This is a genomic window from Rossellomorea sp. H136 (genome assembly GCF_056838065.1).
Map to the genome: position 1 here is coordinate 1,107,793 of NZ_CM166371.1, position 12,126 is coordinate 1,119,918.

General features: G+C 41.2%; 15 protein-coding genes. 10 read left to right on the plus strand and 5 right to left on the minus strand.

Annotated features, from left to right (window positions below; all coding sequences use genetic code 11):
- Positions 1-101: 101 nt before the first annotated feature.
- A complete protein-coding gene (locus tag ACYH0O_RS05555; RefSeq protein ID WP_482631518.1) occupies positions 102-641 on the plus strand; it encodes an RNA polymerase sigma factor in 540 nt (179 codons plus the stop codon).
- Complete coding sequence (locus tag ACYH0O_RS05560; RefSeq protein WP_482631519.1) at positions 631-1,536, plus strand: stage II sporulation protein P; 906 nt, start codon at positions 631-633, stop codon at positions 1,534-1,536. The genes ACYH0O_RS05555 and ACYH0O_RS05560 overlap by 11 nt, the downstream gene beginning before the upstream one ends.
- 50 nt (positions 1,537-1,586) lie before the next feature.
- Here the strand turns inward: ACYH0O_RS05560 and ACYH0O_RS05565 are convergent, their stop codons facing one another.
- The 3 genes from ACYH0O_RS05565 to ACYH0O_RS05575 are packed head-to-tail and all read right to left on the minus strand — an operon-like array spanning position 1,587 to position 5,381.
- Positions 1,587-2,954, minus strand: coding sequence for a PTS ascorbate transporter subunit IIC (locus ACYH0O_RS05565; protein ID WP_482631520.1), 1,368 nt, complete (start codon positions 2,952-2,954; stop codon positions 1,587-1,589).
- A 29-nt stretch (positions 2,955-2,983) separates the two neighbouring features.
- A complete protein-coding gene (locus ACYH0O_RS05570; protein WP_149158115.1) occupies positions 2,984-3,250 on the minus strand; it encodes a PTS sugar transporter subunit IIB in 267 nt (88 codons plus the stop codon).
- Positions 3,251-3,269: 19 nt separating this feature from the next.
- Positions 3,270-5,381, minus strand: a complete 2,112-nt coding sequence (locus tag ACYH0O_RS05575) for a BglG family transcription antiterminator (RefSeq protein ID WP_482631521.1) — start codon at positions 5,379-5,381, stop codon at positions 3,270-3,272.
- Positions 5,382-5,644: 263 nt separating this feature from the next.
- Here ACYH0O_RS05575 and ACYH0O_RS05580 point away from each other — a divergent pair, with 263 nt between their 5' ends.
- The gene (locus tag ACYH0O_RS05580; protein ID WP_482631522.1) at positions 5,645-6,061 is read left to right on the plus strand and encodes an HIT family protein; all 417 of its coding nucleotides are present in this window, start codon (positions 5,645-5,647) and stop codon (positions 6,059-6,061) included.
- 51 nt (positions 6,062-6,112) lie between these two features.
- On the opposite strand, the gene ACYH0O_RS05585 is transcribed toward ACYH0O_RS05580, so the two are convergent.
- Complete coding sequence (locus tag ACYH0O_RS05585) at positions 6,113-6,295, minus strand: CsbD family protein (RefSeq protein ID WP_482631523.1); 183 nt, start codon at positions 6,293-6,295, stop codon at positions 6,113-6,115.
- 190 nt (positions 6,296-6,485) lie between these two features.
- Here ACYH0O_RS05585 and ACYH0O_RS05590 point away from each other — a divergent pair, with 190 nt between their 5' ends.
- From ACYH0O_RS05590 to ACYH0O_RS05615, 6 genes are all read left to right on the plus strand, one after another.
- Positions 6,486-7,154, plus strand: coding sequence for a Type 1 glutamine amidotransferase-like domain-containing protein (locus ACYH0O_RS05590; RefSeq protein ID WP_482631524.1), 669 nt, complete (start codon positions 6,486-6,488; stop codon positions 7,152-7,154).
- 11 nt (positions 7,155-7,165) lie between these two features.
- Entirely contained in the window at positions 7,166-7,789 is a 624-nt protein-coding gene (locus ACYH0O_RS05595; RefSeq protein ID WP_482631525.1) for a kinase, read from the plus strand.
- A 34-nt stretch (positions 7,790-7,823) separates the two neighbouring features.
- Positions 7,824-8,534, plus strand: coding sequence for a zinc dependent phospholipase C family protein (locus ACYH0O_RS05600; protein WP_482631526.1), 711 nt, complete (start codon positions 7,824-7,826; stop codon positions 8,532-8,534).
- Between the two features lie 17 nt (positions 8,535-8,551).
- A complete protein-coding gene (locus ACYH0O_RS05605) occupies positions 8,552-9,301 on the plus strand; it encodes a class I SAM-dependent methyltransferase (RefSeq protein WP_482631527.1) in 750 nt (249 codons plus the stop codon).
- A 17-nt stretch (positions 9,302-9,318) separates the two neighbouring features.
- A complete protein-coding gene (locus ACYH0O_RS05610) occupies positions 9,319-9,657 on the plus strand; it encodes an NIPSNAP family protein (protein WP_482631528.1) in 339 nt (112 codons plus the stop codon).
- 278 nt (positions 9,658-9,935) lie between these two features.
- The gene (locus ACYH0O_RS05615) at positions 9,936-11,117 is read left to right on the plus strand and encodes a DHH family phosphoesterase (RefSeq protein WP_482631529.1); all 1,182 of its coding nucleotides are present in this window, start codon (positions 9,936-9,938) and stop codon (positions 11,115-11,117) included.
- 63 nt (positions 11,118-11,180) lie between these two features.
- On the opposite strand, the gene ACYH0O_RS05620 is transcribed toward ACYH0O_RS05615, so the two are convergent.
- On the minus strand, positions 11,181-11,624 hold the full coding sequence (locus ACYH0O_RS05620; protein ID WP_482631530.1) for a hypothetical protein: 444 nt from the start codon (positions 11,622-11,624) through the stop codon (positions 11,181-11,183).
- A gap of 203 nt (positions 11,625-11,827) precedes the next feature.
- Here ACYH0O_RS05620 and ACYH0O_RS05625 point away from each other — a divergent pair, with 203 nt between their 5' ends.
- Positions 11,828-12,067 (plus strand): hypothetical protein, encoded by a 240-nt coding sequence (locus ACYH0O_RS05625; RefSeq protein WP_149158123.1) that lies wholly within the window; start codon positions 11,828-11,830, stop codon positions 12,065-12,067.
- Positions 12,068-12,126: the final 59 nt, after the last annotated feature.

Here is a 12,126-nt window from a genome sequence, read left to right on the forward strand (position 1 = left end):
AGAAGCGTCAGGTCACTTGTATTATAAAAGTTGGAAAAAGTTGTAACCTTTTAGTGGGTTCATTCGAATAATATATGAATGGAGAAAAAGGGGGGAGAAGCTTGTTTGATTCAGAGGATCTTGAGGTCACCATTTCCAAACTATATCAGGCGCATTATTTAGACGTGTATAAATTTCTGATCTGTTTCTCAGGTAACCGAAACGACGCTGAGGATTTAACACAGGAAGTATTTATCCGCGTACTCAATCATCTATCCCATTATAATCAGCAATCATCCATTAAAACCTGGATTCTATCCATCGCCAAACATGTCGCCATTGATCATTTTCGAAAGAAGAAATTTGTTTCCATCTTCAAAGAAGGCTTCTTCAAAAAAATAGTTTCCACTACTAAACAACCAATCGAACAGATGGAAGAAAAAGAATTACAGAAAACGGTGCATGATGCCATTTCCAGCTTGAAACCCGATTACAGATCCATCGTTATCCTCAGGGGGATCAATGAATTCTCAGTAAAAGAAACCTCTGAAATTCTTCAGTGCAGTCAATCCAAAGTAAAGGTAAGCTACCATAGGGCTTTAAAAGAGCTGAAAAAGAAGATAAACGTAGATGCAGAGGAGGTATTAAGGCATGCAAGGTGAAAAGGAAATCATCCAACTAATAAAAGAGACGTATCCTTTAGAACCGAGGAAGGATTTTGTTTCCACCACTCAGCATGTATTAGAGAAGTCTGCGAGAAGGAAAAGCAAAAGGCGTCGGTATAAAAACAGAACCTTGACCTCAATCGGATTAACCCTTTGTTTCATCGTAGCTTCCTGGCTTTTATTTTTCGACGGAACCACCACCATCAATCGAAATGTGGCATCACTCTTAAACGATGACTCCTTTCTTATCGGTGAGCAGCAACAACCTGCTGTTTACGTATATCACTCACATAACAAAGAGTCATTTATCCCCGAATTATCCACAAATCAAGCTTCTGAAGCGTTCGATGATTCAACGAATATTACATTAGTGGGAGAACGGCTTCAACAACAATTAAACAAAAAAGGTATAAACGTCATTCATGAACAAAAAGATTTCGTGGAAATATTAGACGAACGCAATTGGTCATTTGAGGATTCGTATAAAGTGTCGAGAGAACAATTCAAAGAGGTACTTAGAGATCATCAAACTATAGAGATGGCATTGGATATCCATCGGGACTCAAGGGAAAAGGCTGAAACGACTCTTAAAGTAGAAAATGAAGAGTATGCAAGAATGGTGTTCATTGTATCAAGGTCCAGCAGCAACTTTGAAGAAAATCTGAAATTTGCGAAGTTTGTGAGTGGAAAAATGGAAGAAAAAATACCTGGGCTATCCCGAGGAGTTTTAGTGAAATCGAAAGAAAATCCTGAAGAACAGAATACCTACAATCAAGATTTATTGGATCAAACAGTATTATTGAATATAGGCGGAGTGGAAAATACTCTTGAAGAAGAATTTCGGACAATAGACGTCCTGGCAGATGTAATAGAGGAAACAATGAAAGATTAAACAAAATAAAAAGCCACCCTCAATAAACAAAGAGGGAGGCTGAATTCATCTTATGCAACTTCAGTTTCTTCCTTCTCCCCAGTCCCCTTTGACTTAAAGCTGATGAAGAACAGGATAGCAAGAAGGACGATGATCGACGCGAAAACAATCATATTGGATTCGATCATGCTGACGAGATTCCCAAGCACGATTCCGACCAAACCGAAGTCCGCATCTCCAAATGTTGTTCCCTGGAATCCTAATGAGCCTAAAACGGGCAATAAGAGGGCGGGAAGAAAGCTGATCATCACACCGTTCGCCATGGAGCCGATGACTGCGCCTCTTCGACCACCCGTTGCATTGCCGAAGACTCCGGCAGCAGCACCTGTGAAGAAGTGAGGGACGAGTCCGGGAACGATTACTTTTAATCCTAATAGAGGTAAAAATAGCATGCTGACGAGACCGGCAATGAAGCTGAATAAGAAACCGATGATGACGGCATTACCTGCGAAAGGGAAGATGGCCGGGCAATCAAGAGCGGGTTTCGCATTCGGGACGATTTTGTCCGCGATCCCTTTGAAGGCTGGAACGATTTCACCAAGGAGCATACGTACCCCTGCTAAAATGATATACACACCAACTGCAAATGTGATTCCCTGCATAAAGGCAAAGACGAGGAAGTTCTGTCCGCCGCTTAGTTCTCCTTCAACGAAGGCCGGACCTGCTGCACCTGCAACGATAAAGAACAGGATGACCATCGTCAGGGATACTGAGACAGATGTGTCTCTGAGAAAGCCGAGTGACTTTGGAACTTTGATTTCCTCAGTCGATTTTGATCCTTTACCGACCGCTTTACCGACCATGGCGGAAGCCAAATAACCAATCGATCCGAAGTGGCCAACGGCAAAGTCGTCCGACCCGGTGACTTTGCGTGTGAAAGGCTGAAGCATCGCAGGCGATAGGACCATGAGTGCCCCGAGGATAATGGAACCGAGAATGATCAATGGTACTCCGGTAAATCCTCCAGTGGTTAAGATGACAGCGATTAGACAGGCCATGAACATAGTATGATGTCCGGTTAAGAAGATGTATTTAAAAGGACTGAATCGTGCAATAAGAATATTGACAACCATACCGAACAGCATGATCATCGCTGTCTCCGTACCAAAGCTTTCCTGTGCCAGGGCTACGATCGCTTCGTTGTTCGGGATCACCCCGTCGACTTCGAAGGCTTTATTGAACATGCTGCTGAATTGCCCCAGTGACTGGACTAGTACATTCGCACCCGCCCCAAGGATGACGAAGCCCATGACCGTTTTGAGGGTCCCGGAAACGACATCTCCTGAATTCTTACGTTGAATAAGGAGCCCGATTAAGGCGAATAGACCGACAAGGATTGCAGGTGTACCTAATATATCCTTCATTATGATATCAACCATTTGTATCGCTCCTTCCTTTTAATAGTGGACTAGATATTTTGTTCCAATGCAGCTCGGAGTTCGTTCTTATCCATCAGGTTCTTCAATTTCACGATATGTTTACGGCCATCTTCCAAGCTTTCTACAATATCCTCTGAACCGATGAAGAGATCCGCTTGCTCCGTCTTGGCTGTTGTCAGGTCCGTGTGGGATACCTCAGCTTCTTTTCCCATTTCCTTAAGAGCCGCTTTTACATTCATTTCTACAATCATGCTGCTGCCTAAACCATTTCCACATACGACTAATACTTTTTTCATCTTTTCTTCCTCCTCTAATTTATACTTCAATTGTTTGGTTGATTAATTCAATCACGGTTTGACGATCACTTGCTGAGATCAGCTGTTCCACGTTGTCTTCATTGGATAGCAGTTCTGTGAGCTGAGCAAGTGCTTTTAAGTGGGTTTGATTATCGATTGCCGCCAGTACGATGACCAGCTGAGCGCGATGTTTTTCTTTTTCTGAGAAAAAGACGGGTTCTTTAAGTCGCAAGAAACTCATCCCCAGTTGTTCGACACCGGTCTCCGGACGTGCATGGGGGATGGCGATATTTGGTGCGATGACAATGTAAGGGCCCAACTCCTTCACGTTCGTTATCATGGCCTCTACATAATCCGGGCGAATCGATTGCAGGTCGATCAGTGGTTGACTAGCCACCTTGATGGCTTCCTCCCAACTGCTTACTCGGTCTTTGATTTGTATGGTTCGTTCTGTCAATAATTCATTGAGCATAGGCTTTCTGATCTCCTTTATTCGTGGAGTATTTTGTTCTAAAAGGTGGACCAATTCTTTTTTCAGGTCTTCCTCTTGATGGATGGTCGCATGACGTTTGATGACATCCATCAGGTGATCGGTCACATTCTTTTCCTGTGGCTTCGAATCGAAAAGCTCATTCATACGTTGGATGACCCGTTCCTTTTCGAGATTAGTCAAGATGGCTGGAACGTGGACAACGGGAATGTCCTTCTCTTTGATATAATTGGTGGAAAAGATGATGTCTGCCTCGTACTCTTTCGTTCGATATTCCCTCATCGAAATCGTGGTGATGACATTCAGCCCGGCAATCAAATTTTCTAATTGGGTGCGGAGCATATTCGAGGTTCCGATCCCATTTTCACACACAATGAGGGCCTTGAACTTCGTCTCGACTTTCTTTTTCTCTTTCGTCAACCAGCCTCCGAAGTGGAGGGTAATGTAGGCTATTTCTGCGTATGGGACGGTCTTCCCGACATACCGCTCCAAGTGCCTCATCACCCGTTTTGTCAAATGAAAGATGTCCTGGTAAGTCTTTTGAATGCTGTCAGCCAGATCATTCGCGATAGAGAGCCCGTACTTGAGCCGGTAATACGTCGGCTTGATGTGGGAAATCAGATTTTCTTCCAGTCCACTTTTATCATCGAACACCACACAGGAGTAAAGCTGGAAATCATCAATCATCTGTTGCACGACTTCCTTCAGCCCTGATAATTCCTGTTCTGTGTAACGGTTGAAGTTATCTTGCTGGACTTTGGATCCCAACAGATTCATCGTAATAAAGCAAACCTCATCATCTGGAAAAGAGACTCCCTTTACGTTTTCAAGTTTATTCGTAATATGGAGGGCTGCCTTGTATGCTTCTGTTTGCTGCAGGACCTGCTTTTCTGCTTCAGGAACAAGAATATACTCTTGCAGCTCGATTCTCTTCATGATCATCAAGATGTGCAGGGACAGGATCTCCACCATCTCATCTGTCAGCGTCAATCCCAATTCTTTCTCAGCTTCATAAAGAATTTCTCTCACCAATCGCCTTTGATCCGTTTCATGTGACCACGTGGCCGCTTCCGGCTGGATCATCTTATGGACTTCATTCCGGACGTTCTGCCAATCCGGGTGTGAGAAGATGGTTGCCAGTATATTCGAAAGCATCGTTCTTTTAGCATCCTCTGGACCACTCAATCGGTAGCCTGAACCTTTCTTGTAATACAACCGCAAACCGGCTTCGCTGAACTCTTGCTTGATCTCTTTAATCTCCTTGGCGATCGTCCCCCGGCTCATGCTTGTCAGGCCCATAAACCGTTGCATCGATGCATCTTGTTCTTCTAATAATATTTTCGCTTTAATCAGGACTTCGCGTTCCTGCTTGGATAATTGATACTGCCAACCTTCGAAACTTTGATCCTTAGAAATCATCAACTTCGATTTCGATACAGGAGGCAGAAACAGTCCCTTGCCATGCATACTTACAATGGGTTCTAATCCTTGAGTCCGTAACCAACTATTAATCTGATCAAGGTCGTAATAAATGGTTCGTTGAGACAAATTCGTCCTGGCCACCAGATCTTTCGTCGGAATCGGATCAGTCGAATGTTGAATGATGGATAATAAGTGTGCACGCCTTTTATCCAATACCATGAGGATCCCCCTCTGTTATCATTTTTGCATAATTATATTGTTAGTTAATTAGATGATCATCTTATAAATCTAGTATAGGGGCTATTTATAGGTTTTGAAAGGGGTTTCAGTGTGCAGAGTTTGTAGGGGATGATTTTGCAAATTTGAACAGATGGGTGAAAAGACTGAGTTTTTTGTATAATAGAGGAATTGAGATTGAGAGAATAACGGATACCTATCCGTCCAAATTAGAAGAACAATAACAATACGAAAGTGGAAGTCATGTGAGTTATGAAGAGAATTGTCCATTCTGCAATCCAGACAAGGACAAAGACCAAAACATCGTATTTGAAAATGAATCCTGCTATTACCTGCAGCATAACAAGCACCAGGATGTATTAGAAGGGTCCGGGGTCATTGTTCCGAAAAACCATCATGCGGAGGTATTTGAATTAACGGAAAAAGAGTGGAACGATACATATGAACTATTACAAAAAGCAAAGAAATACTTAAACGAAGAATTTTCCCCAGATGGCTACACACTTGGGTGGAATGTCGGAGAGGTGTCTAATCAGTTTATCTTCCATTGTCATTTACACGTCATACCGAGATATAATGACGAACCGCTGGCTGGAAAAGGAGTTCGTTATTGGTTAAAGCAAACTGAGAATAAAAGAAAGAGACTGAAATCCAATGAATAGTCTATGACACGCCTAAGAACGATCCTTCTGCAGGCAGCAACTTAACTGCCGTTACCACCTTTTTTTAATAGATCCCTTCACATCGCCAACCTTCTCTTGAATCTTTCCTTTATCTTTGTCGCGTTCACCTTCCGCTATCTTTTTGTCGTCGTTGGTAAGCTTGCCCCAAGCTTTCTTCAAATCTCCCTCTGTTTGCTTTCGCTTCCCTTTTACTTGATCATGATTTTCTCGCATTTTCACTACCTCATTTCTTTAATTTGATGTTTTATTATTCAATATCCAAATGGGATAAAGTATAAACAAAAAGGGTGATAGCAATTTATGTTAACTCAGTAACAAGAAATAAAAATAATCATTGAGTTAAAAGGGGTGATTTGAAATAATTGGTAGTATGAAAAGGGCATTCAGATTAGGGGGGATATTCATGATTAACATATTCCTGTCTGGCGGCGGTAATGAGGAACAAACAGAGATGATAGATAAGGAGTTTGTTAAAGCAATTGATCATAACAAGCCGTTGCTTTATATTCCAATTGCGATGCAAGGCGAAATTCCTTATGAAGACTGTTACAAATGGATACATAGTGTGTTTAATCCTCTAGGCATTACTGAAATAGAAATGTGGACTGATTTAGAAGCTAAGTCTCTAGAGGATCTAAGGAAATTCTCCTCCATTTATATCGGCGGAGGGAATACTTTCTATTTGTTGAACACCTTACGTGAGACAGGCTTTGATGAAATTTTAAAAGAGTATACAGACAAAAAGGGTATTGTATATGGAGGGAGTGTCGGAGCTATTATTTTTGGAAGAGATATTTTAACAGTTTCACATATGGACCCAAACAATACAAATTTGAAGACCTTTGAAGGATTTAACTACATAGACAACTATTCAGTTTGGTGTCACTACAAAACTAGCAATGATGACTTAATCAAAGAATACATAAGCAAATTTGGATTTTCTGTCATTGCGTTACCAGAGGAAGCGGGCATTGTTATGAATGAGGGGGGACTGAAAGTAATCGGTTCGTCTCCTGCATATATTTTTAGAAATATCGACAAATATGTGTTTGAACCAAATGGGGAGAAATGAGGTGAAGTAAGATGTCCATCGAACAAGTAACAGAAATGTTGTTATCCCGATACCAAAAAGAGTTCTCGGAAAAACGCCGTTTCATTGTGGGTATCGATGGGTTAGGGGGAGCAGGTAAGACCACGGTTGCAAAAGAGCTTCGACATGCATTGGAGCTGGCAGATCATGAGGTTTTCATCGTTCATCTTGATGATCATATTGTTGAAACATATGAACGATATGGGACCGGGAATGATGAATGGTTTGAATATTATTTTCTCCAATGGGATATCAGATTAATCGAAACAGAGCTGTTCAGAAAGTTGCATGCTAGCGGTTCTATTACCCTGCCTTACTATCATTCTCCAACGGATACGGTCATAACGAAACCAATCCATCTGGCTCCGTCTGCCTTCATCCTTATTGAGGGTGTCTTCTTACAAAGGAAAGAATGGCGGCGATATGTTGATTTTATGGTCTATATTGATTGTTCACATGAATTAAGAGCTGAAAGAGTATTGGACCGTGACGTCTATCTCGGTGACGATCAAGCAAGGCTTGATAAGTATAGAAGAAGATACTGGTTGGCTGAAGATTACTACGTCGATGAGGTGGATCCGATAGGGAGTGCGGATTATGTGTACAGAGGTAGATAATCAAATAATAATACAATAAAGGGACTGAACGAATATGGCGACTTGGATGGTACATTTCAGAATTGCAGAGAACCTCCTGAATAAGGGAGTACTAGTATCTGAAAAAGAGTTTGTAGTAGGGAATATCGGACCGGATTGTGGTTTGCCTGATCAAGTGACGGGAGAATTTTTTCCTGACAAAAGAGTAACTCATTTTAAGGTGGATGGGAAAATCAATCCAGAATTGTTTCTGGATCAGTACATAAAGGAAGATAGAGTCGATGTTACCAGCCCGGGGTTCTCATTCTACTTAGGGTATTATCTTCACCTCGTCACGGATGTGGAATGGAGTCGGATGCATAGGGAAAAAAAGAAAGAGCCTATGTATCAAGACATACTGGGAACGCCCGAATACACTAGAAAGATAAAAGGTGACTGGTATGGTTCAGATTTTGTGTATTTACATGAAAATAGGGATACGATTTTTCATCATGTATTTCAACATATTAAGAGTTTCCCGGATTACCTGGATATTTTTCCTCAAGAACAGATTTCAAAACAGATCAAGAGAATTACAGAATTTTATTTAGGTGATTCTTATGCTTTTGCATTGGATCCGGAATATAGGTTTGACTATTTAACACCCGATGAAGTTACTCAGTTTGTTAACACGACGACCGAGAAATTATTGGCTCATTTACATTCAACTTTTGATGAGGAAATGTTGTGGGGGCAACGACAAATGATGAAACATGAGACGAAATAAGAAAAGGGGATGCTGAGATGCTGGATATTCTGAAACAAAATAAAAAAAGCTGGGATAAAGTCGCAAGCCATTTTAACGGAAAGGATGCATTACCGAGTTACGGGCCGTATACACAGACGGAAGATGAATTGAGGCTGTTTGATGAAATCACCAGCAAAAAGGTGCTTGATATTGGGTGTGGCAGCGGGCACTCGTTACTTTATATGAAGGAAATGGGTGCGGGTGAATTATGGGGCATTGACCTGTCAGAGACTCAAATCGAGACGGCAAAAGAAACGTTAAAGGGCTTGAATGCCAACTTATCCTGTTCTCCTATGGAAGAAGAGATTGGACTACCGAAGGATTATTTTGACATCGTATACTCTATCTATGCCATTGGCTGGACAACAGACCTCCCATCTACTTTAAGGTTGATACACTCATATTTGAAAACAGGTGGTTCAATGATCTTTAGTTGGGATCATCCCCTGTACCCTCATATGAAAAGTGAAGATGGCCAAATCTATCTGGATGGTTCTTACCAGGAAGAGGGAATCACCACGTACCCGAACTTCAAAGGCGAAGACGCTCCTGTCGTCATCCCGAAACGAAAACTGAGTACATATTTAAATGAAGTCATTAAAGCAGGATTTACGATTGAATCGGTTATTGAAAGCGACGTATCAGCTGCTTTTGACTCAGTGGAAGAGGAAGTTTCTGATCGCTATTATTCATTATATAAAGCGAGGAAATTTCCTACTACGATGATGATAAAGGCAAGGAAATAGATAAAAGGGGGACCATCATGTTCTATAGAAGAAAGTTCTATCTCGTCAAAAAAGAGTTCGTCGAAACGTTCAATGATCATTTCAATCACACCAATCTTCCGAACCAGCTTAAACATGGCTCGCGACTGATTGGGCGCTGGATGATAGATCATGATGGAGAGACAGTTGAGATTTTTGCCATTTGGGAATACGACAGTCAGGAAGATTATGTGAAGATTGAATCCAGCATCAGGAATGATGAAGAGCATCTGAATCGTATCAGGGGTTGGTACGAAGAGCATGGCGGGAGGGAACATGTCGCTAAGGAATATATCATAGAAATGAGAAATGAGGCGTTGGAGTCGACTGTTCGATGAATGGATTCACTTTTTGGGGAACGACAAAGTTCGGATCATAAGAAAATGGGTAACGGGTCAGATCCTCTAAATGTTGATGATGAATCAGATGAAGCTTGAATGAAAGGGGCTGACACTCAATAGGCTAAAGGTGGAGCAATTTTTATTGCTATATTATTTCATTTTTTCTGAACCTACATATTAAGGAAATGAAGATCATAAGGGACACTTTGTGGCGGATAACTTTTTTTGCATGTTAAAGAATCGTTAAACCGATACTATCTGTTGAGGTGAAAAATATGTATAAACTGTTGTCTCATAATGATCTCGATGGAGTCGGCTGCGGTATTTTAGCCAAACTTTCTTTTGGCGAGCGGGTCAGTGTACGCTACAATTCGATTGCAGGTCTTAATCGTGAAGTGGAATGGTTTTTAGAAAATGAGGGGAAAGATACTTCCTTATTGATTACAGACTTGTCTGTCAGTGAAGAAAATGAAAAAAGGCTGGAAGAATTCTTTCAATCAGGTGGAAAGGTTCAGTTGATCGATCACCATAAAACGGCTCTCCGGTATAATGATTATAAATGGGGCCACGTTGTGGTGGAGGATGAGGAAGGGAAGTTAACGTCAGCTACTTCTTTATTATATGAATACCTCATTTCTCATCAATTACTGGAGCCGACAGATGCTATAGCTGAATTTGTTGAACTCGTAAGGCAATACGACACGTGGGAGTGGGAGGAAAATGAAAACTACCATGCACAGCGACTGAATGCCTTATTTTTTCTCATTTCAATAGACGAATTTGAAGAGAAAATGATTTCACGACTGAAAACGAGTGACCATTTCCACTTTGATGAATTTGAAACAAAAATTCTTGATATTGAAGATAAGAAAATCGACAGATATATTCGCAGGAAAAGAAGGGAGCTCGTTCAAACAGAGACAGGGGGATTGTTTGCAGGTGTGGTTTATGCGGAATCGTATCACTCGGAACTCGGGAATGAACTCGGTAAAGAACACCCGCACCTGGACTATATAGCGATTCTAAATATTGGCGGCAAACGAATGGGCTTTCGAACCATCCACGATCATATTGATGTATCTGAAGTTGCTGCACAATTCGGTGGCGGGGGACATGCAAAAGCAGCCGGGTGCACGTTAACAGAAGATGCCTACAGGCAATTTGTAACCGATACCTATCATCTTGAATCGATACCAGAGGATGCGAAAAGAAATCGATATAATGTAAAAGGATCCACTTTTGGTACCATGTATAGAAACAGAAGGAATGAGACCTATTTTATCCATCCTTTAGAAAACGGGAAATGGATGATTGAAAAAAATAAAACAAAAATCAAACAGACCCACACAAGTTTTGAAGAAGCGGAAAAGTTCTTAAAAAGAACCGACTCAGCATGGCTTATAAAAGATGATGATTTCGTCAGAAACTTAATAGATGAGGTAAAAAAAGCTAGATAGTTTAAAAAAAGCGAACGGCGACAGCGTTCGCTTCTTTGAGGTTTTCAGTATTTTAATACTATGTTAAGAAGTGAATGAAACCCCCATAGATCGCAGAGCTTCTTTTGCTTGAAGTAAATAGGCCTCTGCTTGATCTTGCCATTGAATAATGATTTGAATGACTGGTTTAAATTCAGGGCTTGCGTTTTCTTCCATCACCGTTAACCCCTCACGCACCTGTTTATCTTGTTTTTCAGCATTGATGATACAGGTAACCATTGTTGTGATGATTGTTTGTTGTTGCTCTCCATTGACTAGTCTCACAGCAGATCCTACGGCGGTTACACGGTGGTAGGAGGCAGGGACTAAATGACTGTGCATTTCATTATTTCCCTCTAAGTTCTTTGTTTGTGGTATATGGAATAGCTCGCTGCTTATGGCACAAACCATCTCTTCTGCATTCAGGCTTTCCTGCAAGACAGTCATTATCGGTTCCCAGCCGTTCACTCTAAAGTAGTGTGGATACATATCAATCATCTCCTATATTTGATAAATGTAATGTTCATACCATAGATATGACGCAGTAAGTCCATTCATGTAAAAGGATTATTTTCTATTAGTAAGAAATGGTGTTCTAGGTTTTCACTAGGACAAACGACCAAAATACAAATTCATCATAAGATAGAAGGTGAGCATGAAGTATTTACTTGAAGGAAGGATGAGGAAGATTCATGTATTATGGTCACCCCTTTCATACAAGAGTTTATAACCCTCATATGAACCTGAAAAATGAGACCTTGAATGCCGTCAAACCGTTTGTTGATTATGGATTACATGAAGCAAGTTACACATCGTATTCTCATGCCCTCACCGAAGTAGCCGCCATCGCATATTTGCTTGGAAAAGGATATGACCCCCATACGGCCTATCATACGGTTGAATCATGGGAAAAGAATGAAAAGTTTTATTAAAGGTACAGAGGTCTGATTCCCCGTACGTGAGATCGTCATCGACGGGATGTCAGACCCCT

Coding starts and splice junctions, on each gene's coding strand:
- ACYH0O_RS05605 (WP_482631527.1), top strand. CDS start 8,552: ATGCTGGATATTCTGAAACAAAATAAAAAAAGCTGGGATAAAGTCGCA.
- ACYH0O_RS05590 (WP_482631524.1), top strand. CDS start 6,486: ATGATTAACATATTCCTGTCTGGCGGCGGTAATGAGGAACAAACAGAG.
- ACYH0O_RS05585 (WP_482631523.1), bottom strand. CDS start 6,295: ATGCGAGAAAATCATGATCAAGTAAAAGGGAAGCGAAAGCAAACAGAG.
- ACYH0O_RS05615 (WP_482631529.1), top strand. CDS start 9,936: ATGTATAAACTGTTGTCTCATAATGATCTCGATGGAGTCGGCTGCGGT.
- ACYH0O_RS05610 (WP_482631528.1), top strand. CDS start 9,319: ATGTTCTATAGAAGAAAGTTCTATCTCGTCAAAAAAGAGTTCGTCGAA.
- ACYH0O_RS05600 (WP_482631526.1), top strand. CDS start 7,824: ATGGCGACTTGGATGGTACATTTCAGAATTGCAGAGAACCTCCTGAAT.
- ACYH0O_RS05570 (WP_149158115.1), bottom strand. CDS start 3,250: ATGAAAAAAGTATTAGTCGTATGTGGAAATGGTTTAGGCAGCAGCATG.
- ACYH0O_RS05595 (WP_482631525.1), top strand. CDS start 7,166: ATGTCCATCGAACAAGTAACAGAAATGTTGTTATCCCGATACCAAAAA.
- ACYH0O_RS05575 (WP_482631521.1), bottom strand. CDS start 5,381: ATGGTATTGGATAAAAGGCGTGCACACTTATTATCCATCATTCAACAT.
- ACYH0O_RS05620 (WP_482631530.1), bottom strand. CDS start 11,624: ATGTATCCACACTACTTTAGAGTGAACGGCTGGGAACCGATAATGACT.
- ACYH0O_RS05565 (WP_482631520.1), bottom strand. CDS start 2,954: ATGGTTGATATCATAATGAAGGATATATTAGGTACACCTGCAATCCTT.
- ACYH0O_RS05625 (WP_149158123.1), top strand. CDS start 11,828: ATGTATTATGGTCACCCCTTTCATACAAGAGTTTATAACCCTCATATG.
- ACYH0O_RS05560 (WP_482631519.1), top strand. CDS start 631: ATGCAAGGTGAAAAGGAAATCATCCAACTAATAAAAGAGACGTATCCT.